This is a genomic window from Paenibacillus nasutitermitis (assembly GCF_014641075.1).
Taxonomy (GTDB): Bacteria; Bacillota; Bacilli; order Paenibacillales; family Paenibacillaceae; genus Paenibacillus_Z; species Paenibacillus_Z nasutitermitis.
The window spans coordinates 1,164,198-1,190,232 of the sequence record NZ_BMHP01000003.1 but is presented as its reverse complement, the minus strand read 5'-3'; the positions used below and the strand labels follow the sequence as shown (position 1 = coordinate 1,190,232).

18 protein-coding genes are annotated in these 26,035 nt (G+C 50.6%); 15 read left to right on the top strand and 3 right to left on the bottom strand.

The genetic code is table 11. The features are described 5' to 3' along the window. Positions 1-88 precede the first annotated feature (88 nt). Complete coding sequence (locus IEY46_RS24045; protein WP_188995819.1) at positions 89-922, bottom strand: AraC family transcriptional regulator; 834 nt, start codon at positions 920-922, stop codon at positions 89-91. A 136-nt stretch (positions 923-1,058) separates the two neighbouring features. Between IEY46_RS24045 and IEY46_RS24040 the strand changes: the two genes are divergently transcribed. Next, the gene (locus IEY46_RS24040; RefSeq protein ID WP_188995817.1) at positions 1,059-1,346 is read left to right on the top strand and encodes a hypothetical protein; all 288 of its coding nucleotides are present in this window, start codon (positions 1,059-1,061) and stop codon (positions 1,344-1,346) included. After that, on the top strand, positions 1,343-2,137 hold the full coding sequence (locus IEY46_RS24035) for a phytanoyl-CoA dioxygenase family protein (protein ID WP_188995815.1): 795 nt from the start codon (positions 1,343-1,345) through the stop codon (positions 2,135-2,137). The genes IEY46_RS24040 and IEY46_RS24035 overlap by 4 nt, the downstream gene beginning before the upstream one ends. A 196-nt stretch (positions 2,138-2,333) precedes the next feature. Here the strand turns inward: IEY46_RS24035 and IEY46_RS24030 are convergent, their stop codons facing one another. Beyond that, on the bottom strand, positions 2,334-4,739 hold the full coding sequence (locus IEY46_RS24030; protein ID WP_188995813.1) for a putative bifunctional diguanylate cyclase/phosphodiesterase: 2,406 nt from the start codon (positions 4,737-4,739) through the stop codon (positions 2,334-2,336). A 256-nt stretch (positions 4,740-4,995) separates the two neighbouring features. Next, a complete protein-coding gene (locus tag IEY46_RS24025; RefSeq protein ID WP_188995811.1) occupies positions 4,996-5,895 on the bottom strand; it encodes a helix-turn-helix domain-containing protein in 900 nt (299 codons plus the stop codon). A gap of 209 nt (positions 5,896-6,104) precedes the next feature. Between IEY46_RS24025 and IEY46_RS24020 the strand changes: the two genes are divergently transcribed. The 13 genes from IEY46_RS24020 to IEY46_RS23960 all read left to right on the top strand — a co-directional run bounded on the left by IEY46_RS24020 (position 6,105) and on the right by IEY46_RS23960 (position 26,024). Then, a complete protein-coding gene (locus IEY46_RS24020) occupies positions 6,105-7,712 on the top strand; it encodes an alpha-amylase family protein (protein ID WP_188995809.1) in 1,608 nt (535 codons plus the stop codon). Between the two features lie 74 nt (positions 7,713-7,786). Further along, positions 7,787-9,271 (top strand): amidase family protein, encoded by a 1,485-nt coding sequence (locus tag IEY46_RS24015; protein ID WP_188995807.1) that lies wholly within the window; start codon positions 7,787-7,789, stop codon positions 9,269-9,271. A gap of 124 nt (positions 9,272-9,395) precedes the next feature. Continuing rightward, a complete protein-coding gene (locus IEY46_RS36495; RefSeq protein WP_268239539.1) occupies positions 9,396-9,863 on the top strand; it encodes a substrate-binding domain-containing protein in 468 nt (155 codons plus the stop codon). Continuing rightward, positions 9,854-10,003 (top strand): hypothetical protein, encoded by a 150-nt coding sequence (locus IEY46_RS36820; RefSeq protein ID WP_268239538.1) that lies wholly within the window; start codon positions 9,854-9,856, stop codon positions 10,001-10,003. The genes IEY46_RS36495 and IEY46_RS36820 overlap by 10 nt, the downstream gene beginning before the upstream one ends. Before the next feature lie 240 nt (positions 10,004-10,243). Continuing rightward, complete coding sequence (locus tag IEY46_RS24000; RefSeq protein ID WP_188996159.1) at positions 10,244-11,698, top strand: MDR family MFS transporter; 1,455 nt, start codon at positions 10,244-10,246, stop codon at positions 11,696-11,698. 373 nt (positions 11,699-12,071) lie between these two features. Continuing rightward, the gene (locus IEY46_RS23995; RefSeq protein WP_188995802.1) at positions 12,072-13,196 is read left to right on the top strand and encodes a GntR family transcriptional regulator; all 1,125 of its coding nucleotides are present in this window, start codon (positions 12,072-12,074) and stop codon (positions 13,194-13,196) included. Positions 13,197-13,514: 318 nt separating this feature from the next. Then, complete coding sequence (locus tag IEY46_RS23990) at positions 13,515-15,164, top strand: ABC transporter substrate-binding protein (RefSeq protein ID WP_188995800.1); 1,650 nt, start codon at positions 13,515-13,517, stop codon at positions 15,162-15,164. 76 nt (positions 15,165-15,240) lie between these two features. Further along, positions 15,241-17,214 carry an ABC transporter permease subunit gene (locus IEY46_RS23985; protein ID WP_188995798.1) on the top strand — a complete coding sequence of 658 codons (1,974 nt, stop codon included), beginning with the start codon at positions 15,241-15,243 and terminating at the stop codon, positions 17,212-17,214. A 16-nt stretch (positions 17,215-17,230) separates the two neighbouring features. Next, a complete protein-coding gene (locus IEY46_RS23980; RefSeq protein ID WP_188995796.1) occupies positions 17,231-18,061 on the top strand; it encodes a carbohydrate ABC transporter permease in 831 nt (276 codons plus the stop codon). A 103-nt stretch (positions 18,062-18,164) separates the two neighbouring features. Continuing rightward, positions 18,165-20,258, top strand: a complete 2,094-nt coding sequence (locus IEY46_RS23975; RefSeq protein WP_229750490.1) for a hypothetical protein — start codon at positions 18,165-18,167, stop codon at positions 20,256-20,258. Between the two features lie 276 nt (positions 20,259-20,534). Next, the gene (locus IEY46_RS23970) at positions 20,535-22,868 is read left to right on the top strand and encodes an alpha-L-rhamnosidase-related protein (RefSeq protein ID WP_188995791.1); all 2,334 of its coding nucleotides are present in this window, start codon (positions 20,535-20,537) and stop codon (positions 22,866-22,868) included. A gap of 361 nt (positions 22,869-23,229) precedes the next feature. Continuing rightward, positions 23,230-25,410, top strand: a complete 2,181-nt coding sequence (locus IEY46_RS23965; RefSeq protein WP_188995789.1) for a DUF1430 domain-containing protein — start codon at positions 23,230-23,232, stop codon at positions 25,408-25,410. Then, a complete protein-coding gene (locus tag IEY46_RS23960) occupies positions 25,407-26,024 on the top strand; it encodes an ABC transporter ATP-binding protein (RefSeq protein WP_188995787.1) in 618 nt (205 codons plus the stop codon). The genes IEY46_RS23965 and IEY46_RS23960 overlap by 4 nt, the downstream gene beginning before the upstream one ends. Positions 26,025-26,035 lie beyond the last annotated feature (11 nt).

Genomic DNA, 26,035 nt, shown 5'->3' with positions numbered 1-26,035 from the left:
TTATCCGGATACTGAGACAGTGTGCCTTATTATCTCTAATCTGGTGGTGTTTGCTTCTTTCGTCTCCGATATCTCGGCTGAATCCCGTCTACAGCTCAAAGAACTGCCGGTATGCAGTCGGGGAATAGCCGGTCTGTTCCTTGAACAGCCGGGAGAAATAATAAGGGGTCATTCCGACCTCTTCGGCAATAACGGAAATGGGCTCACGCGTCAGCTGCAGTCGCTGCCGGGCGTGCTCAATCCGTTTGGCATTCAAGTATTGAATCGGGGATTGGCCCGTTAACTGTTTAAATACCTCAATAAAATAATTGGGATGATAATGCACCAGCGCCGCAAGCTCTTCTACGGTTACCTTATTGGCCAGCCGCTCTTCCATATAAGTAACGATCCGGTTGAGCTTGTCGATGTTTGAATCATTTTGCAGGATTTTCACTTCGCTGCCGGAGAGCTCGATGTAGGCGGCAAGCATTTCCGCTACAATAGCCCCGACTCTCAGGCCGGCAGCGAGATCCGGGCTGTTCCATTGCGTGATCAGACGTTGAAATAACGATCTCCAATGCTGCCGCTGCTCTTGTCCAAGCTTCAGACAGACTGGCGCCTCCAGCCAATGAAACATCGAATGCAGCGTGCCGATTTCAGCCTGAAAATGGCACCAGTATTTTCCGTAGGTCTGCTCGCTAATAACGGAATAACTTTGATTGCCTCCTGCCGGGATAAGCAGCAGATTGCCTTCGACCGGGTAATATTCCCGGTTATCGAACCGTATAAACCCTTCACCCTCTTCGATCAGGTAGAAACGGTTGAAGGAGGGAACAAGATTCATGTCGCGCCAGTTAAGCGGTACCTTGGTGTAGGCAGCCTGCGAAACCTGCACTTGAACCCTCCCCAGTAGATCTCTCCAGAAACGCGGATTTGCCGGCATTCGTTCATGCCTCCCGGGCCGCTTGCTGCGGTCATCTGAGAATAGTATAAGCGAAACTTAGTATACACCATTTTGATTGAATGTGTAGCCGCTTACAATAAAATCAGGAAAACATAAGGGAGGCTTCGCGATCAACATGTCCAATCTCCGTCAGCAAATTCTTATTCTTCATTCCTTTTTGCCCGATCTGGAATCCGAAATCGTAGCCTGGGCGCTTTATGATGCAGCCCTGCCCGAGGACCAGCAGCAGATGAATACCGGAGACCAGAATCAGCCTCCGTACCGCAGCGTGCTTGGCGCCATGCGTGATGGATGGTTTGTCATCCAGACGGCCGCTCTGCCGGTCTACCTCAGGGGACAAGAACATGAATCCGGTCATCTGCCGTATGAATATGTATTGGAGAGGAGAGTGTCCGTCTCATGACCACATGGGCCAAGGAACATCTGTTGACCGCCAAACAAATGGCGCAATTCGTTACGGACGGATATTTGCTGGTCGAGGATCTGGTACCTCGGGAGCTGAACGAGAAGGTTGAAGCCGAGCAGCGGGAGGAACGGATCGCCAGTCACCGTTATTGGCGGGATTCAAGCTATATCCAGCAGGTCTTCGAGCTGCCGAAGGTAAAGGGAATAATCCGCAGCCTGGTTGGCGACAAGCCCGGTTATGATCATTCCTTCCTCCATGTCGTGAAGCCTAAAGTAGGGAAAGCGCAGGAATGGCATGCCGATTCCATTATTGATACACGGGCCTATGCCTTCGATATCCAGGCTTTTTACTTCTCCCATGATGCACCGGAAGAAATGGGGCCGACGCTTATTCTGCCGGGATCCCATCTGCGGCGGGTCAATACGTTCAGTATCGGCCGCTACAAAAATATTACGGGACAGAAGAAAATGGCCTCCCGGGCCGGTACGATGTTCTTTGTTCACCAAGGCATCTGGCACTGCGCGCAGCCGAATCAGACGGATAATACGCGTTATGTCTTCAAGCTGCGGCTGCGTCCCGGTCAAGCGCAGCGGGGATTGTTCAATACGGATGGCTACGACGATCCGGAAGTAACGGATATTCTGGACAACGGGTACAAGAAATGGCAGGGGAATGAAGGACGGTTGGATCATGTGATGCGTGCACAGCTGTGGCGTTATGTGACGGGCGACGATACAATTGACACCTCGTTCGAACGGGCCTTGACGCGGATGCAAATTACCATGTAACGCAAGGGAAACCAAAAAAAACAAGGCGCACAGGCCGTTCCCGCGGGTGCGCCTTGTTTGATTTCAACGTGTAAAGGGAGAAAGCATCAACGGCAGCAGACGATAGATGCCGAAACTGAAATCTTACGATTTCAGATTCAATCCAGCCATCGAGGTTAAGGAAGGATATTTTAGGATTTTCAACCAAACGGCTGGATCAGGCTGTCCAAACCCCGCGGTCAAGAATGGCCTCTTCAGCGGAAACGGGCTTGCTGTAATAGAAGCCCTGAACATTGTAGCATTGCAGCTCCCGCAGGAGAGCGACCTGCTCCTTTGTTTCCACGCCTTCCGCAACAATTGTCAGTCCCAGCTGTCTGGCCATGGAGATAATCATTTCGGCGATCGCCCTGCTGTCGGTATCCGTCGTGATTTTCCGGATAAAGGAACGGTCAATCTTCAGACAGCAAATGGGCAGGCTCTGGAGATAGCTAAGCGAGCTATAGCCAGTGCCAAAATCGTCCATAGACACCGATATGCCTGCCTGTTTCAGCTTTTCCAGAATTTCGATCACATGGTCTTCCTTATGCATCATCGCGCTCTCTGTGATTTCCAGCTCCAGCAGACTTGCATCCAGCTCGAGCTCTGTAATGAGGCTGATAATGTTCTCAAATATATCCGGCTGCATCAAATGAATCTGCGAGATGTTAACGGCCACTGGAACCGCCGGGATCCCCTCTTCCTGCCACTTCTTCACCTGCAAGCAGGCATTTCGCAAAACCCAATGCTCAATAGGAACAATAATGCCTGTTTTCTCCGCCAGCGGAATAAATTTAAGCGGCTGGACAACACCCAGAATCGGGTGATGCCAGCGGACAAGCGCTTCAAATCCGATGACATCGCCTGTGCGGATATCGATCTTCGGCTGATAGACCAGTCGCAGCTGATCGTTATCGACGGCCGCTTCCAGATCATCCTCCAGAATCATTTGCTCCAGGCTGCTCTGATCCCTGACCGAGTCATAGAACTGATACTGGGAACTGCCGTTTTCTTTGGCTGTATACATAGCGCTATCCGCGTGCCTCATGAGCGTATCGGCATCGGGGCCGTCATCCGGAAACCGCGCAATGCCAACGGAAGCGGACAGCTTGACCGTTTGTTTGCCGACCTGAAAGGGAGAGGAGAACTCGGACACGACGGCGGCAGCCAGCAATTGAATCTCTTCTGCGTCACGCTCATGAGGAATGAGCACCGTAAATTCATCGCCGCCCATCCGCGCGATCGTGCAGGTATCCGGCAGGCATTGCTTGAGCTTATGAGCAGCCTGCGAGATCACCCGGTCGCCGAACGCATGGCCGAACAGATCGTTAATTCGCTTAAAGCGGTCAAGGTCAATGAACAACATAGAGAAATATGGAGTCAGGCCGCTGCTTGGAGCCGTCAGGTGCTCCAGCGAATCCTTGAAGGCGCGGCGGTTAGGCAGGCCTGTCAGCTCATCATGATAAGCCAGATGGCGAATCGTTGCCTGGTCCTGTTTGGCTTTGGATATATTCTTGGCGATGCTGTAAGCCCCGACCAGCTTTCGTTCGACGACAATAGGCAGGGAGGTGAGCAGTACCGTCATGACAGAGCCATCCACGCAGCTCAGATCAAGCTCGATGGAGTCGGAGTTTCCTTCGAGCACCTGTGCGAAATGCGCCAAGGCCTGCTGCTGCTGCTCGCCTTGCAGCAAATCCGAGAACCGGGTCCCGATCAGCTCGTAGCCAAGCTGGGCGGCCATCTGCTCCGCTTCGTGATTCATGCTGGTAATGACGCCGGTCTCGTCGAAGGCCAGCACGCCATCGGGATTATGCTTGTACAAGGACATATAATGCTGTTCGGTCTCAATCATTTTTTTGGTTTGGCGCATCTGGCGGTGCTCGCTGAAATAATCAGGAATCGCATAAAGGCCTGCGGATATGAACAGCATCACGATATAAGGAATCAGATATACATAACTCATTGCGCCAGGTGGCTCAATGGGCAGCACCGAGAAGGTGCAGAGCACCGGAATTCCGAATAAAGCCGCCCCGGACAGAAACATGCCTGGAAAGCTCAGCCAGGAATTCAGGTTCTGCTCCATATTGCGTTTCAACTGGGTCAGGATCCGCAGGACAGAGAAGCAGATGCAGAGGACCGTCGCGATCGTCAACAGTACCAGCTCAGGCTTCCACACCAGATGTTCCCGGAACAGAAATAACGTATTGGCATAATCGAAGATCAGAATCGTAAAGGCAACAATAAAGCTGGTTTTCAGGAACTGAAGCGTATTGTACCAAGGGAGGCTGGAAAACCATAAACCGAAATAGGTCGCAACATAACAGCCTGCGAGTGTAAAAAAGAGATGATAGCCGTAATAGTCCGAAGCGACCGGAAACCCGACGGACAGAGGAACCAGACAATGGGAGACGCTGAAACAAGCGGCGCCTGCGACAGCAAGCAGCATCCTTTGTTTTCTTTTATCCAGCAGACTACCCCACAAGGACGCAAACATCGCGGGGCCGTAGGATATGATGGCGCTACCCGCAAGCCCTGCCAGCAGCGCGAGAGATAAATACAATCCGTTTAATTCAAAGATAGGTGTCATAGTCAGCGTTGCGCCCCTTATATGTAGTTTATGCATGAATGAATATGGTTCAAAAGTTTTATGTGAAAAGTAATCCTTTTAACATAGATTTAAACATGAAACTAGGTCTTAAAACTCATTTTTTAGAAAAAATTTATAATAATTATTAAAAATTAGCAGATTTATATTTTCCCGTCACCTGTCGGAATGCCTGCAAGCAAAAAAGCAGTTCTGATAACCTTTGCTGCACGGTTATCAGAACTGCTTTTTTGACGATTCATTGGACCTCCAGCGGGGTCAAATAGATGGAATCATTTTTGCGTTTCCTGCGGAAATCTCCAGGGGTCAAGCCTGTCCACTTGGCGAATTGGCGGATGAAGCTCTGCGCATTATCGTACCCTACCCGCAGGGCAATCTGCTCGATCGAATCCGGCGTATTCAGCAATAGCTGCATGGCCTCCTGCTGGCGGAGAATGGAGAAATAATTACGCGGCGACATCCCGTACATCTGCTGGAATACGCGATAGCAATGCTTGCGGGTGAAGCCCAGCCTGGAGGCGATCTCCTCCAGCCAATTTGCCGACCAGGCAGGCTCCTCTTCGCGCGGAGCCGCAATCAGGGTTTCAATTTCCCTGGCGATCAGAAGAGGGAGGTTGTTTCCCCGCTTCGCCCCCTGACCGGCCGGAAGAACGGTGAAGGATTCCTCCAGCAGCTCCAGCAAGGTATAGAGCCGGTGAAAAACAGAGATTCTGGAGGCTCCGGCAAGCAGCAGCTGCAGAATGGCCTGTACTTCCGGCAGCAGACGTTTATTCAGCGCACTGCACACGGGAAGATAGATCTCGCCGGAGCTGCCGAGCTGCTGCAGAAATACAGGATCGTCCATTTGCACATGCATGACAAAATATTGCAGCGGTGCGGGTTCATCCGCGCTAAAGGCATGCAGCTGCATGGGCGGAATGATCAGCATATCCCCGCCGCGCTGCCTGTATTCCTCGTTTCCGATGCGGGCTGTCTGGCAGCCCTCCAGCACAAGATTGATCTCCACCATCCTGTGGTGGAGATGCCGCTGACAGTACCACGATTTCTGTACTTTTCCCGTGTGTGCGCCATACAGGTAAATTTCCGATTTCCGGTTGGGGAAGGCATGCGTGAAGATCTGTTCTGTCGGTTGGTTCATAACGCACCCCCATTGAAAATGTCACAATTGGTTAACTATCTGTCTTCCGAGAGGAGACTTTTCGCTATTACTTCCTTATGGAAAGAATTCTATACTATTTAGGATGACAGTTCAAAAGTCCGCAAACCACCGTTCGATTTTTGCAAAAAAACCGAACACCGGGACTGTGGCTTTCAAAGAAAAGCAGGAAAATAGGGGAGATGGATGCTATGGCATTAGCGATAGGAAATGAGCCGGATCATGTTCTGGTTGAAACGGATAACGGCTGGCAAACGGCCAGCCGAAGCGGCGAGGGAGTCTGGAGCTGCACAGGAGTTGAATTGACGCTTCTTGGCGCGGGCGGATCATGTGCGGTCATTCTTGCGGCGCCGCAGCTTGCGGTGAAGACTGTCCGGCTGTATTGGAAACAAAATGTGGACGGGAGGATATCCGTTCTGGGCGACCATTGGGAACGGGCTTACGGGGATTTGGAATGGCGCGGTATTGTGCCGGAACGGGTAATGCCGTGGTATTTTCTAACCCATGACGGCATCGTGACACGCGGTTACGGGGTCAAGACGGGGACAGCCTCCCTCTGCCACTGGCAGTTTGATCAGGATGGAATCACGTTGACTCTGGATGTCCGCTGCGGCAGTGAAGGCGTCCAATTAGGCGGACGCAAGCTTGTGGCGGCGGAGATAGTCGGCTATGAGGGGACCGCGGGAGAAAGCGCGTTTGCCGCGGCAAACCGTTTCTGCTCAGTGATGTGCGAGAACCCCGTAATGCCTTCGCAACCGGTCTATGGAGGGAATAACTGGTATTACGCTTATGGGAACAGCTCCCACGGCGAGATTCTGGAGGATTCCAAATTTATGGCTTCGCTGTCGTCTTCTACGGTCAACCGTCCCTACATGGTCATCGATGACGGCTGGCAGCTGGTAAGCGGAGGCGGTGCCTGCAACGGAGGTCCGTGGAGAGGCAATTCCCGTTTTCCTGAAATGGACCGGCTGGCAAGCGAGATGAAGGACACTGGCGTCAAGCCGGGTATCTGGTTCCGTCCGCTGCTGACTAGTAGGACGGTTCCGGATGAGTGGCTCCGATACAGCGGAAAAAAGGGGAATGTTCTGGACCCCAGCGTGCCGGATGTGCTGAACTATATTGGAGAGTCGGTTTCTGAGATGGTATCCTGGGGCTATGAGCTGATCAAGCATGATTTCTCCACCTTTGATCTACTGGGCCAGTGGGGCTTCGAAATGAAGTCGAAGACAAATGCCTTACCGCATCCTTTTAAGGACCGCTCCAAAACAACAGCCGAGATTATACTGGAGCTGTACCGCGTGCTGGCGAAAGCTTCCGGAGGCAGCGTCGTGATCGGCTGCAATACGATCAGCCATTTGTCGGCCGGTCTGTTTGAAGTGCAGCGGACGGGCGACGATACCAGCGGAAAGCTATGGGAGCGGACGCGTTATATGGGCATTAACACGCTGGCCTTCCGGATGCCGCAGCATGGAACCTTCTACAGCCATGACGCGGATTGCATTGGTATAACTGACCAGGTGCCGTGGGAGCTGAACCGGCAATGGCTGGAGCTGCTGGCGGGCAGCGGAACGCCGCTGTTCGTGTCGACAGCGCCAGCTGTCGTCACCCGGGAGCAGCAGCTTGCACTCCGCTCGGCTTTTGAATTGGCAGCAGCGCCGATTGCACCCGGGGAACCCCTGGATTGGATGGAGACGACCTGTCCGCGCCGCTGGCTGCTTAACGGTCAGGAAACCCGGTTCCGTTGGAATGAAGTATCAGCGGAGCCGCAGGCGGATGCTGATAACATCTGGTGGAAATAGAAGGATATAAAGGAATTTGCAGGGCCAGGATGGAACTCCTATAGGTAATCATAAATAATAGGGGTGTTATAGATATGGAAAATAAATGGGCGGAGTGGATTGTAGAAGCGGATATTCCCCGCATGCAGCAAGCGATGGAGAACGGTTCCCTGTCTTCGGAGGAACTGGTCCAGGCTTATATGGACCGGATCAGAAAGGTGGATGGACTTCTCCGCTCCATCCTGGAGCTGAATCCGGATGCTCCGGGAATCGCCAAAGCATTGGACAAGGAGCGGAGGGAGCAGGGAAGCCGGGGAACGCTTCACGGTATTCCGGTCTTGCTGAAGGATAATATCGGCACCGCCGACAGCCTGCATACGAGCGCAGGCTCCATTGCCCTGGCGGACCATTATGCCGTGGAGGATTCCTTCGTCGCCGCGAAGCTGCGCAGGGCAGGTGCGGTCCTGCTGGGCAAAACAAATATGACCGAATGGGCCAACGCCATGTCCTCCTCCATGTGGGCAGGCTACAGCTCAAGAGGGGGGCTAACGTTGAACCCCTACGGCCCGGGCGAATTTTTCGTCGGCGGCTCCAGCTCGGGCTCGGCTGTGGCGATTGCCGCGAACCTCGCTGCTGCGGCGGTCGGCACGGAAACCGCAGGATCGATCGTATGCCCGGCCAGCCAGAATTTCATTGTCGGCCTGAAGCCGACCGTGGGGTTGGTCAGCCGGTCCGGCATCATTCCTTTTGCCCGCAGTCAGGATACGGCAGGGCCGATGACAAGAACGGTAACCGATGCAGCCATCCTGCTCGGGGCGCTTGCAGGTGAAGACGAGCGGGATGAGGCAACAATGGCAGACGGCAGGCGGGCTCTTGCGGATTATTCGCCTTTTCTCGATCGCAGTTTTCTAAAGACAGCCCGAATCGGCGTTCCGCGGTTCTATTATCAGGAACTGGAGGGCGATGAAGAGCGGCTGGCCATCATCGAACAGGCGATTGCGACTCTGCGGGAGGCCGGAGCGACGGTTATCGATCCGGTATCTCTTCCTTGCGAGCAGCAGGAATGGGGCAATGTGATGGGGTACGAGCTGAAGAGCCATCTCAATGATTATTTGTCGGGCCTGGATGAATCGCTCCCGGTCCATTCCTTGAAGGATGTGATTGCCTTCAACGAGGCGCATGCGGAGCAGGCCTTGAAATATGGGCAGGATGGGCTGATCCGATGCGAAGCGACAAGCGGAACGCTTACCGAACAGAACTACCTGGATGCCAAAGCGCAAAATAAAGAGCATGCCCGCAGCCAAGGGATCGATTATGTGCTGAAGGAGCACTCCCTGGATGCCCTGCTGCTGCCCGGCTGCTGGGATGGATCGGATATTGCAGGCAAAGCGGGATATCCCCTCATTGCCGTTCCGGCGGGCTATTCCCGCGAGGGGGCAACCTCGCCCGGAGGGTATCCCACCAAAGGACCGTTTGGCGTTATTTTCTCAGGAGCCGCTTACAGCGAGCCGGCGCTGATTGCAATCGCCTTCGGCTTTGAACAAGCGTCGAGGCACCGGTTTCCGCCTGCTCTGGATTAAAGCAGAGTCCTCTCAGGATGCCAAATGTCGCGAACTTTTATTGCAGTTTTATTTTCTGTGCTGGAATGTACGCATACAAAGACATGCAAACAGCCGTTGGTTCTCCATCCGAGAACTCCGCAGCATGCAGGACAAGCAAATCCCATTTGTGATGATCGGCAGCAGTCTGTCCCACAGCGTTTTTTCCATTCATAATGATAATATGCGCGACAGCTACATGGCGACCAAATATATGCTGGATAACGGCTACCGGCGAATCCTCCTGCTGACGCCCAATGTGAAGCAGGATGTAATGTACGACCGGATTCACGGCTATCAGCGCGCCATCGACGAGATGGGTCTTGATCTTTCTTCTACGCATATCGTCTACTGCGGCGATGGGGAGGCGGAGATCTCTGCAGCGCTGGACAAGATAACGAGCGACGGGATTGCCTTCGATTCCATCATTACAATGGACAGCATCATGTCCCTAAGCGCTTTAAAGTACTGCCAGAGCAAGGGGATGAAGGTGCCTGGGGAAGTGGGATTCTCTGTTTTAACAACGCTGCGTATTTGGACAAAATCTCGCTGGCAATCAGCTGCGTGCATTTGAATCCGACCCTCCTGGGCGCAGAAGCCTTCAAGCTGCTGATGGATGTTATCGACCATAAGCCCCAGTTGTCCGTGAAGAAAAGCGTAACCCTCCCTGCGGAAATCATTGAACGCGAGTCAACAAAACGCCAGAACCGTTAGTAGGTTAATTGTACGCGCCACTGCACAGGATCCGATGGCATTGGGACACTAATGTTCCTTATGTCAGGGTCTTGGGCGGTGTTTTTTTATATTTCATGGCATCTGCAACCGAATTATCCAGAAAATTTTTAAGAAAATCATTCCCGGGACCAGTTGTTGAACAATAAATGGAAAGGTTATAATAAACAGGTTAAAGGAGTGTATATAGAAAGAGGAGGAACGATATTGAATTCGGCAAGTATGGACTCAAAACCCGCTTCCGTGGATTTAAGCGGAATCAAGCGGGGACCGATAATAACGGCCCTTATTATTGGTGCGTTTGTGGCGATTTTGAACGAGACGCTGCTCAGTAATGCACTTCCCGATCTGATGCGGGAATTTGGCATCGAGCTGTCAACGATCCAGTGGCTTTCTACGGCGTATATGCTGGTGATCGGGGTGCTGGTCCCCGTGACGGCACTGCTGCAGCAATGGTTTACGACAAGACAGATGTTTCTCTCGGCCATGATTTTATTTCTGGTCGGTACCCTGGTATGCGCATTATCCCCTACTTTCGGGATGCTTCTGGTCGGCCGGATTATTCAGGCGATGGGAACGGGCCTTCTGCTTCCCATTATGATGAATACGATTCTGGCTATCTATCCCCCGGAGAAAAGGGGAGGAGCTATGGGCCTTATGGGGCTGGTAATCATGTCCGCACCAGCGATCGGACCGACATTGTCAGGGGTGATTATCGACTCGCTCGATTGGCGCTGGCTGTTCTACCTTGTTCTTCCTTTGTCGGCTTTTTCCATCTATTTTGCTGCCGTATATTTGAAAAATGTATCAGACCTTACCCGGCCGAAGGTGGATATTCTGTCCATTCTCATTTCCACCATCGGCTTCGGCGGCATCGTTTACGGTTTCAGTAAAGCCGGCGGCGGATCCTGGTCCGACCCGGAGGTCTACTGGACCATTATTATCGGGAGCGTATCGCTTGTATTGTTCGTCTGGCGGCAGCTGAAGATGGAAGAGCCGCTGCTGGACCTGAGAGCATTCAAATTCCCGATGTTTACCTTAGTAGTCATCCTGCTGCTCGTGCTGATGATGACGATGTTCTCTACCCTGACGCTGCTGCCGCAGTTCCTGCAGAGCGTGCTGCTTATGACCGCCTTGAAATCGGGCCTTGTCATGATGCCGGGAAGTATCCTCAATGGTATTATGGCACCGGTCTCCGGCGTATTGTTCGATAAATTTGGACCAAGGGTCCTTGTCGTGCCGGGCCTTGTGCTTGTAGTAGGAGCGCTGGGCATGTTCATGGGCATTGATACGGATACCTCAACGAGTTATATTATTACGAGCCATATTATCATGCTGGTCGGCATATCGCTTGTCATGATGCCTGCCCAGACAACGGGGCTTAATCAGCTGCCGCGCCATCTCTATCCTCACGGAACGGCGATTCTCAACACGCTGCAGCAGGTTGCGGGCGCAGTAGGCACAGCGCTGTTCATCAGCATTATGGCATCCGGAACGAAGAAATACTTAAGCGAATCCAGCGATCCGACAGCACCGGCAGAGGCGGCCAACGGTCTGGTTGCCGGTCTGCAGAGTGCTTTCCTGGTCGGCTTTATTGTCGCCCTTATCGCATTGGTGCTCGGATTCTTCCTCAAGCGCACAAAAGCGCCCGATGAAGAAGAAAAGCAGGCGGCTTAACGAACCTGGGGCAATGCACTCCTACAGGTGTGCAAACCCCGCAGCTGTACACAATAAGAAAAAGCGCTCCTGCACTCCGGAGCGCTTTTTCTTATTGCTGGCGGAGGCTTGTCTCCCAAGGTGCCCCACCCCCCAACCTCATCAGCGGCAGGAAAAGCAGCAAATCAAGCACCCAACCCAAAAATCCGTGATCGCACCATGCTCAGCTCCCGATGGGCAGTGTGGCGTTGCATGACGGCGGTCGACCTCATGGCAATAAGCTTATAATCTCCAGGTATTCCCGCAAATCCTGACATAATATGCGATTAATCTTAAAAAAGAGTAGCCATAGCCACCTTTAGTTAGTATACTAACCACAAAAGGGGTTGATATCATGGTTACCAAACAAGCTAAATATCAGATCATCGTGGATGATATCAGAGATAGCATTACCAGTGGCAAATGGCAGCCTGACCGGCTCATACCTTCACAGAGTGAGCTCGCCAGTCTGTATCATACAAGTGAAATTACATCGCGGCGGGCGCTGGCCGAGCTTGTGAATGAAGGACTGATTTACCGCATACGCGGGAAAGGCTCTTATGTGAAAAGCAGTTCCGGAGCAGCCGAGGCTGCCGCGCTGGACTCCGCCGAGCCGCCAGCGAAGATCCTGGAAAGGATCTATTTGGTGCATAATACGGGAGGGAATATTTTTCTTCTGGAGCACCGTTTTTACGGGGAAATGTTCAGGGGTATACTGGCTGAAGCCGAGCGGAGGGGATTGGAGTTTCTCTTCTGGGATTATTCGCTGGAGAAGCAGCTGCCAAGCGATGACCGCGCCTGTTTTATCATCACATCCATGGGGAGCAACGACTTCTCCCAGGAGATGCTTCGCGAGTGGGTGGAGGAGGAGCGGCAAATTGTTACGGTTCATTCCTATTTTCCCCAGCTGTCTGTCCCCTACGTCATTATCGACAATATGACCGGTGGCTACCTCGCGACGGAGCATCTGCTTAGCTTGGGTCACACCCGGATCGGTATTCTGCTCACGGGACCTTCTGTCCTGGAATTGAATCAGGAATTTTCTTTGCGGCTGCAGGGGTATCGTCTGGCGCTCAATTTGCAGCACATCCCGTTTGATCCGCAGCTGGTGTGCGTGATCGATGTGGAATCGGAACATCAGAAACAGGGTGAGCAGGGCTTTGACTACTTCTCCGGTCTGGCAGATCCCCCTACCGCCATATTTGCGACCAGTGACATTAAAGCTTATGGTTTGATGAGGGCAGCGAGGCTGGCCGGCTGTTCAGTGCCGGGGGATCTCAGCATTGTCGGCTATGACAATATGGATTTCGGACTCTATCTGGGACTTACGACAGTTGATCAGAACTCGCACGTCATGGGCAGGAAAGCGGTGGAGATCCTGAGCTCCGATAAGCTTCCGAAGGAGCGGATGGCTTCGCTCAAGGATGAAATTGTACCTGAGCTGGTGGTGAGAAAGTCAACCGCTGCCTTAATTAAGTAACGACGGATTTTTTAAAATATCAGAATGGTTAATAGTGTGGCCGATTCTTTTCTGATATTTCTGCAGGGAGAGACTTATTGCGCCACTAAAGACAGCGTCTGCCGCTTTTATTTGATTGCATGAATAGTATACTACGTAAAATACCAACTGCATAAAACAGTTGGTATTTTATTGTTTACAACTTATAATCGATATGTTAGTATTCTAACTAGGAGAAAAGACAGCGCTTACAAACAACCAAGAATACTAAGATGATGTGACGTTGTTTTTTCGCCAAGGTTCACACGGCAGGATCAATTTTTAAAGGGGGAAGGTACATTGAAGAAGGCATCGCGGGCGGTAATCCTACTCATGGTGGTTTGCACGCTTATATTTGCAGCGGCCTGCTCGAACAATGCAGGCAGCAATACCGGCAGCAATAACGGCGGCGCCACTACGCCGGATAATGGACAAAATGCGGGATCCGGCGAAAACAACACTAATGATCCGCAGACAGAACCGGCGAAGGAATTTTCCGGTGAAATCAATATTAACGTACAGAGCGAGAACAAGGAAGGCTGGGAGGCTGTTGCCAAAGCCTACACAGAGAAACATCCCAAGGTCAAAATCAATGTGGATGTTAAACCGGGCGAAGGTTACGCAGACTGGCTGAGAGCCCAGTTGTCGGCAGGCACGCCGGCAGCGGATATCGTGAACGGCAATGTGGTAGCCGGACTCGAAAACAGCTTCATCGATTATTTGCCGCTGATGGAGAAGACCAACCCCTATACCAATGCGCCGTGGAAAGAAGGCTTCACGGATTTTAATACGCAGGTCCTTGATATGAAGGGATCACTCACCAAACTCAATCTGGAGACCGTTCAGGTTCTCTGGTTCTACAACAAGAAAGCGTTTGAGAAAGCGGGCATCGCAAGTCCTCCTGAGACTTGGGATCAATTGATTGAGATTTCACAGAAGCTTAAAGATGCCGGATATACGCCTCTGGCGATTGGGGGAGATTACAACTCCTTCTGGTCAGGCAGTACAGGCTGGCTGATGAGGATTTATGCCGATTCCTTCCTCCGCTCTTCGTTTGAGAAGGTCCGTTCGCAGGAAGGCGATTACAACTACGATCCGGAGCTCGACGGAACCTGGAAGCTTGACATCAACGATTCGCATAATGACGATGATGCACTTGTTCACAAGAACAATCTTCGTCAATGGCTGGCCATCAAGAATCATGAGCTGACCGTTAACAACGATCAATACAAAACCATGTACACCAATTTCAAGAAGCTGATCCCTGGCATGGTGGAAGATGGTTATTTCGGAACGTCGGATTTGAATGCCTATTCCCTGTTCCTTACCCAGAAAGCCGCGATGCGTCTGGATACAGCGGGACTTCTGAGCACTTTTGACAAAGATATTACCGATTCCGAGAAAACGGGCGGCGCGAATGCGGAAGCTTTCGAGCTGGGCACGTTCAACATGCCGCGAATGAGCGAAAGCGAAGCGCCGGTCAGAACGATCGAAGTTCCTATCGGATTCCTCTCGATGGTAAACAAGGACCAGGAGCATAACGACATGGTTATCGACTTCATGCAGTTCTACAGCAGCTCCACAGGCTACGGCATTTATCTGCAGGCCACGATGGATGCAGGCCGCGGCATTGCGGGTCCGCCGATTGTGAAGGATGTAACGCTCAGCGATGAGCTGAACAAGAAATTCTCCAACCTGAAGCTGATCGGCAACTCCGAGAAAGGCAACGCTATGGGCGCTCTGTCGAGGGGCGTCAGCGACTACCAGCCTAGCGTCCGCGAGTGGGTCAATCTGGCACAAGCTTATTTCCTTGGAAAATCGAATGTCGATGATTTCCTGAATAAATATCAAGCGTCCATCGACAAAAATTTCGAAGCGGCCCTGAAGTCCCAGAAGCTGGAGCTTTCCGATCTGGAAACACCTGAGAAGCAGCCGCCGGATCGTCCATAACGACGAAAGCTTTAAAATCCGAAGGGATGTCTGTACATGACATCCCTTCGCTCTATTCGCGATAAGGGAGGTCCCTATGAGTCTACAAACCTATCCGTCCCGCCGTGTTCGCAGGTTGTCGGTCGTTGTGTCTGCGTTGCTTGCCGTTCTTCTCGTCGTATCTTTTATCGCGTCGGGCTCAATCAAGGGTGGCGCTTCATCCAATCCCCAACTGTGGTCGGTATCGGGAAGCAATTATGAGAGCGTGATCGCCTTGCCTGATCAGGGCGGTATGATTATCGGAACAAAGGATAACAAAATTACCCGCCTGGATGCTTCGGGCAAAACCGTCTGGACGTTGCCTACGACAGGCACGCCCAAGGGTATCGACCTGTCTCCTGACGGCAAGCAGCTCACTGCCGTAACCGAGAGCAGGGAACTGCTCATTCTGGATACGGAAAGCGGAAAGCAGGCCGGTTCCTTTAAAATTTCGTACCCCGGCATTGCCGTGAATTGGGGGGGAGCCGGCATTGCCATTTCCCAGGGAGCTGGAACAAACCAGCGTGTCGGCCTGTTTGATTTATCAGGCAAGAAGCTGTGGGAGAATAAGCTATTCATTATTACGAGAACACTTGCCTTTGCCGCTGATGGTCAGACTCTCTTCGCTGGTAACGATTCCTCGCAGATAAGCGCATTCGATGCTTCAGGCAAGCGCCTGTGGCTCCGTGAAGGCAGCTACCCTATCTACAGTCTGGCCATCAACGGGGAACAGCTCGTCTATGCAGACAAGGGAGGATACGTCGGTGCAATCGGCGCTGCAGGCAAGCTGCTCTGGTCCAATAAACTGGCTGCTGCGATCAGTTCAGTAACGGCAATAAATGAGGAATTGTTTGCTGCCGTAAACGGAAATAAACTGTTTCTGGTAAATGAGGCAGGCAAGCTGGCAGGCTCCATCCAGCTGAAGTCGTCCTTCATGCGCCTGTCCTCCGAGCCCTCGGGAGAAAGGCTTGCTGTAGTCGGCACGCAGGCCGCTTATCTGGATGCGGGTCTGCTTGCCAGCTTCCAGAAGAACGAGAAGCTGGCGGCGAATTTACAGATCATTGCTATCATCATCGCAGTTTTGCTGGTCGCAGCTCTGATTGCCATGGCTGCCGCTTTCTCAGCCAAAGTACGAACCCGGGCGAGCTCGCTTGGCAAGCGCATCTGGAGAGGCAAAATCGCCTATCTGCTGCTGCTGCCGACGATCAGCTCGCTGGCCCTGTTCAACTATTACCCGACCCTGTCTGCATTCTTCCATTCCTTTACGAACTGGAAGCCCGGTCTGCCGCTTAAATTTGTGGGCTGGAGCAATTACAAGCAGGTTTTTCACAGTCATTTTTTCTGGACAGGAATTGAGAATCTGATCGCTTTGCTGGTTACGGGCGTCATCAAGCTCGGTGCGCCGCTGCTGGTGGCGGTCATTATCTTCCATCTGCCCTCGGAGAGGATGAAATACTGGTTCCGGACGCTGTTTGTCGCACCGATTGTGGTGCCGGGAATCGTCATTACGCTCGTCTGGAGTTTCTTCTATGATCCCAACTACGGGCTGCTGAACTCTACGCTGCGCGAGCTGGGCCTGGATAACTGGACGCATACCTGGCTCGGGGAACCGGGAATTGCAATGAAATCGATTATATTCATCGGTTTCCCCTGGATCGCACCTTTTGCGTTTCTTGTATTCTACGGGGGGTTAATCGGAATTCCGGGAGATATTTATGAAGCTGCCAAGCTTGAAGGGATCGGCCGGATCAACCGTTTCCTGAAGCTCGAGCTGCCGCTGCTGGTGGGGCAAATCCGCCTGCTGCTGGTATTGACGTTTATCGGGACGATGCAGGACTTCGCGCTCATCTATCTGACCACTCAGGGAGGACCGCTTGACAGCACGTACGTGCCGGCGCTGGAGCTTTATTACTCAGCCTCCAAGTTCGGTGATTACGGATATGCATCAGCTATCGGGGTTGTGCTGTTTGGCGTCATTCTAGTCGGGACCATCTTCCAGATGCGCTTGCGCTCATCTGTCGAATACAGTTAAAGAAGGAGAGAAACCGATGATAAAAAAGAAACTCAATTCGATTTCGCTCTCATCCTGGGTGTTTCTGATCCTGCTCGTTGTACTTGCATATATACCGATCGTCATGATGATCAATATTTCTTTTCGCAGCAACGGGCAAATTTACACGAGCTTCTGGGCATTGCCCAGCCCCTGGATCTGGGAGAATTATACCAAAGCCTTTAATGAAATCGCGATTAACATTTTTAACAGCGTGGTCGTATGCTCCATCGCCACCATCGGCGTGACCCTGCTCTCCTCGCTGAGCGGGTTCGTCTTCTCGCGGCTTATTTTTCCGGGCAAGGAAATCATTTATTATCTGATTCTTTCGCTCATGATGATTCCTGCGATCCTGACGTTGATTCCACTGTTTATCCAGGTTTCTTCCTACGGACTGCTAAACAACTGGCTGGCCCTCCTGCTGCCATGGATATCCGGCGGGCAGGTATTTGGAATCATCCTGTGCCGGACGTTTCTCAGCGCCCTGCCCAATGAGCTGTTTGAATGTGCGCGAATCGACGGGGCGTCCGAGTTCCGGATTTATCTGCGCCTCGTGCTTCCGCTCTTGATGCCGGTTCTGATCACGCTTGCCGTCGTCAATCTGGTCGGCAATTATAATGATTTTGTATGGCCGCTCCTGGCGATTAACAATCATTCCAGTCAAATGGTCACCGTGGCTCTCAGTCAGCTTGGCGTCGAGAACGGTACCACAAATTACGGTACCCGGATGGCGGGTTATGTGCTCTCGACCATACCGCTCATTCTCGTATTTATATTCGGCATGAAATACTACATCAGCGGAATCACATCGGGTGCAGTGAAAGGGTAGACAGGTAATTCGGGTAGCAATGGGGAGGAGGCGATTTAATTAAGGGATACCAGGCTGGAGTGGTATAGAAGTTTACAATCATAAAGGAGGCAAGAATAAAAACATGAAGAAAAGCCGTATGATGAGGCCTGTTTGGATGCTGACCTTAATCACTGCATGTTTTCCTCTAATGATGTATTCACCAATGAAAGTGGAGGCCATCGCCCCTGAAGGCCAACTTGATATTACCAACAAGAGCAATCTGGTTTCCATTAATTACTCGCTGTGGTTTGATCCCGTGGTGCCCCAGCAGGGCGGGACGTTCTATGACATCGGGGAGATTTTCAAAACGTCGGGATTGAACAAGACGGCTCCGGTGTGGGGCCCTCTCCACAACTTCCATTACTGGTCGAAGCCGGCGCTCGGCTATTACCGATCAGACAATACCAGCGTAATCCGGACCCATATGACCCAACTGGAGAATGCCGGCATTGATTTTATTATTTTGGACAATACCAACGCTTCCAGCACGATGGATGCCAATTATTATCAGGATTTATTTGTACAGCCGGCTACAGTGCTTCTCGACACGATGCTGCAGATGCGCAATGAGGGACTGAGCACGCCGCATGTCGTTTTCTGGAATGGCTCCGCGGCGAGCGACCCTAATCCGGCATTTGTGGGAAATGACGTGTATAACCGTTTTTATGCCAGCGGCACCTACAATTCCTTATTTGTCACCTATAGCGGCAAACCGCTTATGCTGATGACCGATACGCAGCCTTCATCGCTGGCGACCCTTTTCACGCTCCGCAAAATGTGGGGGCTGCAGGGTTCGCTTGCCGATAAGGAATGGTCGTTCCTGCAGCCGCATCCGCAAAATATCGGGATGAACGGCACGCAGAAGGAACAGTTGTCCGTATCGGTCGCGTATCAGGCGAATTATATTTCCGATCCCGATTCGGCCACGCCGCGCCGTGGCGGGATTACCTTCGCCGCGCAGTGGAAGAAAGCATTCCAGGAGAAGCCGAAGGTAGTTACGCTTACCTGGTGGAACGAGTGGATTGCCCAGCGGTTCGAGGACAGTGCCGGCAAGACGCGATTTGTCGATAATTTCACGGATGAGTACAGCCGCGACATCGAACCTCAACTGGGTGGCCACGGCGACCGGTATTATCAATATATGAAGCGTTATATCGCCGATTACAAAGCGAATAAACCTTTTCCGCTGGGACTTGTGGACGACAGCGTTAATCTGGGCAATTTTGAGACGGGTACGGAAGGCTGGAAAGCGGGCAGCAACGTCAGCAGCACCTTCTCGAATTTCTCCACGACCGGCGCCTCGGTACCAGCCGCATACGAACAGTATAAGCTGCTGCAGAATGAGAGCGCGGCCGTCAACGGTGACTTGTGGCATACCGTTTACCGCCAATTTGAGCGTCCGGTCGATTTCAGTGAATATGAGAAGCTGAGCTTCGCGTTGAATCATTGGGGAGGCGCTCCCGGAGCCACCTCCTATATGGCGAATGTTAAGCTTACGAGCACAGGCGGGCAGACGATAACCAAAGAGGTGGCAACCTCCGGAGCATGGCAGCAGATCGAGATGGACTTCCGCTCATGGCCATACCGCAATGAAGTGAAACGCATCGATATCGGATTCCGGGCGGTCGGCGGGAATCAGCCGTGGGCAGGGAAGTTCTTTATCGACAAGGTGCAGCTGACGAGTGGGAAATACAATCTGGGCGACTTTGAATACGGCACAGAAGGATGGACGGCTTCGTCCAATGTCACATCTGCCACCGCCACAGCCGGCGGAGGAACCAATACGCCTGCGGCCTATAACGGTGCACAGCTGCTTAATATTCAAGGAGCGCCCGTCAACGGCTCTCTGCTGCGAAGCGTGAAGAAGGAATTCGCTTCCCCGCAAAACTGGTCATCGTTTAAGAATTTCAAAATTGCCGTCAGCGGCTGGGGCGGCGCTCCGGGAGCAACAAGCTATACGGCCCGTGTCAAGCTTACCTCCGGTACCGGAGCTGTGAAGACCACGGACTATCCGCTTGCCAATCCTTCCGGTTGGCAAGAGCTCTCGCTTGACTTCAGCGCCTGGGCGCAGAAATACGAAGTAAAATCCATTGAAGTCGGTTATATCGCCGTCGGCGGCAATCAGGCGTGGGCCGGCAAGTTCTTCCTGGATGGCGCGCGTCTGACCAAAACGTGAAAAGTTGACTGGCTCTCCCGGGAAGAACGGCTTGAGACGGTCCGTCAGTCAAGCCGCTGTCCAACTGCAGCGCTTGTTGGCCACGCGGTTATGATGTCAAGATTTCCATCCCCATCACCCGACAACTTAAATCTGACGCTTCTGCAGAGTGATGGGCTTGGGCGGCTCCGGCGCCTTGTTCTATTCAACGGAATTTATTCTTAATGATAATAAATATACATGATGCAGCCGCTCTCTAAGAGATAGCGTTGCAAACAGCAAAAGGGGCTATAAACCATGATCAATAACAAGCCAAGCAATTGGGAAGCAAAATGGATCTGGCCGGCGGGCGATGTCAATAAGCCGGACCGCTATGCGGAATTTCGCGGAACGATTCAGGTGCCGGAGGGGATGAGCGAGCGCAGCGTCCTCCTTCATGTGTCCGCCCGTACCGAATATATGCTTTATGTGAACGGTATGTATATCGGGCGCGGTCCTTCGCCTTGCGACAGCAGATGGCAGTATTACGACACGTATGAAATTGCCGATGAGCTGCTCCAAAGCGGAGAACTGACGATTGCCGCGGTTGTGTACCATTTCGGCACCGACAGTATTGTGACTCATCAGATGCAGGGCAGCAGCGGATTTCTCCTCCAGCTGGAGGTTGAAGGCGGACTCTTGTTAGCGACGGACGAAAGCTGGAAATGCCGGATTTCCAACAGATGGGGCAAACAGGCGGCGCGTTCTCATCAGTGGGGCGGCTATAACGAGGTGTACCGGGCGGTAGAGGAAGATGATTGGCAGCTCCCCGGTTATGACGATTCGGCATGGGGGCAGGCTCAAATTGTGGCCAATGCCTGCGAAGCGGATGGACCGTGGCCGCGTCTGATAGCCAGAGAAATTCCTTTTCTGCATACGGAAACCGTATTTCCGGAATCTGTTGTACGGACCGAGCATAATTTTGGGGTCATCAAAGGGGAAGCATCGCTGCTGGGAGGTTCCTACCATAATGGCGGCCAGGCAGATGCATGGGTCGATGCTTCCGTGCCGGGCTCGATGCCGGGCATCGTGTACGACTTCGGCCGGGAGGTTGTAGGCCGGCCGAAGTTTCATCTGCAGGCTCCGGCGGGAGGTGTGCTGCGGATCGCCTATGGCGAGTCGCTGGAGCTTCAGTATCTGGATACGTATATCCTCAAGCCCGGAATAAACCGGCTGTCACCCTTTGGCAGGCGTGCAGCCCGATTTATTCAATTGACCTTCATGGCAGCGCCCGAGCCGGTTAGCATACAAGAATTTTCTTTTGAGTTGTCGCATTATCCATTTACCCAGACAGGTTATTTCCGGTCCAGCGATAAAACCTTGGACCGGATCTGGGATGTCAGCCGCTACACAACACTGATGAACAGTCACGATCATCTGGAGGACTGCCCGTGGCGGGAGAAAGCCTTATGGGTGGTCGATGCCGTTGTCATGGGCAAAATCATCTACAGCACATTCGGTGACACTGCTCTGCTTCGTAAATGTCTGCTTCAGGGCGCAAGAATTCAGAATGAGGACGGCTCGATTCCCGGAACAGGGCCTGAGAGCAATCCGTTCCTGCTGCCTGACTTCTGCGCCTACTGGCTGCTTGGCGTGCAGGATTACTGGAAATACAGCGGGGATCTGGCCCTGGTCGAGGAGCTGTGGCCGCATTTGGTGCGCCTGATCGATTGGTTCGGGGCTCAACGGGACGAAACAGGTCTGTTTGCCCGTGCCGACCGCGAAGGCTGGTGGTGCTTCATCGATTGGACAGAGGATGTCGATAAGCGCGATAAAGTGGCGGGCATTTCCATGCTGCATTACAAGTCGCTTGGTGCGATGTCCGCTATGGCGGAGGCGCTTGGCCACTCGCGTGAAGCCGAAGACTGGGCACAGCAGGCAAGTGAACTCCGCCAGGCGATCCGCTCGCAGCTGCGCGACAGCAGGACCGGGTTGTTCGCGGATTGCATCGCCGGTGATGAGCTCTCGACTAGCTTCACCCTGCAGACCAATTTCCTTGCCGCCTGGTCCGGAGTTACAGAACCGGAGGAGACGAAGCGGTTTCTGGCAGATTATTACGCGCCGGGCCGCCTGCCCGCAATCAAGGGAGCTTTCTTTCAGCATATTGTGCTGGAGGTGCTGAGCGGAGCGGGACATTCCTCGGAAGGGCTGCGCTTGATTGAGTCCTTCTGGGGGGATATGCTGAGCCGGGGGGCGACCACATGGTGGGAAACCTTCGACCAGGCAAGCCCGGTTTCCACCATCCCAAGCACGTATCAGGGCAATACCCCCACTTATTTGTGGGAAGGCGTCCCCGTCAGTCTCTGCCATGCCTGGAGCGCATCGCCGGCCTATATGCTGCCCCGCATCATGATGGGAATCGATCTCGCCGATCTGGGGAGCGGCTATATTCAGGCCCATCCTCCGCTAGCCGAAGCGGACTGGGCGGAAGCGGAGTATCCAACGCCACTTGGTCCCATTCGCGTACGCTGGGAAAAAGAAGGGGATGAGCTGTCGGGATGGCTTGAAGCTCCTGAAGGAATTGAAGTTCGTACAGCGGATTCTTACCCGCTGCAGGTGAGAGGGACTCAATCACAGCACTCGTTTGGTTAGAAAATCCCGACGAAAATGCTTTCACCGAGCAACAGGCGACACCTCCCTTATCAGGAATGGTCGCCAGCCGCTTATTTTCCGGCCAGGCACAGCAGGCGCTTATAGCTGTCTGATCACCCTGCGTATGGAGGACATACCGGTAATATCAGAACCCCCATCATCCGATTTTGCAGCGGATGATGGGGGTTCTTTGTCTGGGAACTATTCTACCAGGAGTCGGGAACAATTTACACTGTTTACACTGCCGAAAATTCGATGATATACTGGGAAAGCTAATGGTTATGGATGAAAAAGGAAAAGATTCAAATTATATGATGTTTTATTTTGGCTGTGGAGCAAATAATGGGGAAGGAGTCCATGTATGAAAACGAATTATGTTTTTTTCTCCTTTTTTGTGCTGGTCTTGACCATATTCAGCTTTCATTTCATTTTAAATCAAAAAGCAGCCAACCTTTTGACCAAAGACCATTTGATTATGAAAATCGATTTTAATAACACTAATCTACGCAATGAACTTGATCTCATCCGCCTTTTAAAGGATTTTTCTGTAAAGGAAGGCGTGAATATATCGCAGTACAATTTTCTTGATGAGCATACATTAAATATTTACTCTTCAAATATAGAAAAAGATCCTAACCTGCACTTGGAAAGTGGTTCCTGGCCCAGATCGGATGATTTCATATCTAATTACAATGATCCGACTGCTAAACAAGTTGGCCGTGTTTCCTTTCCGGTTTCCATGTGGAAAGTACGTTATTATAATTTTGACCAAATTAGTAATGTGGGAATAGGAAATACTTATTATATATCTTCCATAGAACCTCATGTAGCAAAAAATGCTTCTGAAGCCTTTTCAACTTTTGGAGAAGTGAGTTTCCAAAAAATAGTCCTTCATCCGATTGTTTTTGTGGATAGAACCTTATTTTATTTAATAGCTTTTTCTGTATTGAGCCTCTTTATCCATATCTTTTTTCAGATGTATAAGAATCGAAAACAGCTATATTTGAATAAACTATGGGGCTATTCTTTCATTCAATCGTATGTCTCTCTATTAAAGGGAATGCTCAGACCCTATCTCTTCGTTATTTCTGGTCACGGTTTGCTCATCGCAATCGCAGTTTTTCTTTTTCATCAAACTCATTTTTGGATTAATATTGTCATTACTTTTGCTGCTATAGCTTCTATTTCATTCATCTTAACTGCGGCGATGGTTTTATGCTCTGTACTATTTATTGATCGGTCATTTTTTGGCAACGTTGCTCTAAAAGGAAAACCTCCTTTTGAAAACTATCAGCTTGCATCAATCATTATTAAATGTTGTACAATCGTATCGCTTTTATTCATCATTGAATTGTCATTATCCAGTGCAACAAATTTGAAACAAAACTTGGAAAATAAATCCTACTGGAGTAAGACAAAAAACCTTTATCGTCTCAACATCCATCTTCCCGATACAAATGGAGACTTAGGTAAAGAGAAAGTTGTAAATGATAAAATTGCTGACCTCTATCAATTATTGAAAACGGAAAAGAATGCATTTGTTATCAATGCGATGTTATTTCTAAATATGGGAACACGTGCGGATAAAAGTCCGGTTTTTACCTATCAAATTAACACTCAGGGTGAAAAGCAAATTTATGGTTCTTCTGGTCGAAAAGTTGAAATAAATGAAAACTATTTACTTTTACATCCTATTGAAACTTCTAATGGCAAGAATATATTTAAAGAAATTAACCCGGATGCTAATGTGCTGAATATATTGGTGCCAGAACAATTCAGGAATTACGAAAGTTTAATCCGGTCAAATTACAAAGAATATTTTTATTTTCAAAAAGTCGAAATAGCTAATATATACAATAAGGCCATGCATAAACCTTTGGATCATTCTTCTATTGAAGAATTGGATGTGAATATCATTTATACGAAAAGGAATCAACTGTTCTTTAGTTATAACAGCAGATTAGGGTTGGCAAGAGATCATCATTACATTAAGGACCCCATAGCACTAATCATTAATAATAGCTTTGATTCCTCAACCATGATGGCGAATTCAACTTCGAGTTTGTTTTTTGAAGACCATTCACAGGGAGAAGCTTATAACAACATTATTCCATTATTAAAGCAGTCTGGTACACAGGAACTTGTGCATTCAGTAAGGTCAGTATTTCAAGAACAAGGTGAATTGATCGCAAATTTATGGCAGAGGTTTATTCAGCAGATCATCTCTATTATAGTGATGGCAATATTCTCAATGGTATTCTTAGTTATATTTATATGGAGTTACTATATGAGCAACATGGATGAGCTTAATATCAAATATTTATTTGGATATTCTTACTGGGCGAGAAACAAATTTTTGATTCTGACTACGCTGTTTATTTATATTTTTAGTGGAATCCTCACCTTTCTTTGGTTTAAAAGTGTTTCAATTATTTACATTTCCCTGGCACTTATTTTTGTCGAGACTTGTTTATTATATTTAATTTCTAGATTCTTCAATATTAAAAATACTTCTATGATTATTAAAGGGGAGCATGCATGATTCAACTTGAGAATGTCAGCAAATCGTTTGATGGAAAGATGATCTTAACGGATTTTTCCGTATCCATCTCCAATAATGAATTTGTTACCGTAATGGGGAAGAGTGGATCTGGAAAAACGACATTATTGAATCTTATGGGTTTGTTGGATGTGCCAGACAAGGGGAATATAAAAATAATGAATGTTTTAAATCCGAGGACAAAAGACATAGAGAAGTTAAGAAGATACCATTTTGGTTATATATTTCAAAATTATGTTCTTATAGAAAATAAGACGGTACAAGAAAATCTGCTTCTCTCGGCTAAGTTCCGCCCCAATATGAGTCGAAACGAATTAATAAACGCTCTAAGTCGTGTTAAGTTAGATGAAAGTTTTCTGGAGAAAAAAGTATATCAATTAAGCGGAGGGGAGCAACAGAGATTAGCTGTTGCAAGAATCATCATAAAGCCATGTGACATTATTTTTGCAGATGAACCGACGGGGAACTTAGATGAGCATAACAAAAGAATGATCCTCTCCTTATTTCAAGAGTTACGTGAAGAAGGCAAAACTATTATATGCGTGACTCATGATCGTGAGATTGCCGAGCATTCGAGTAGAACTATAAATTTATAGTTCATTCATAA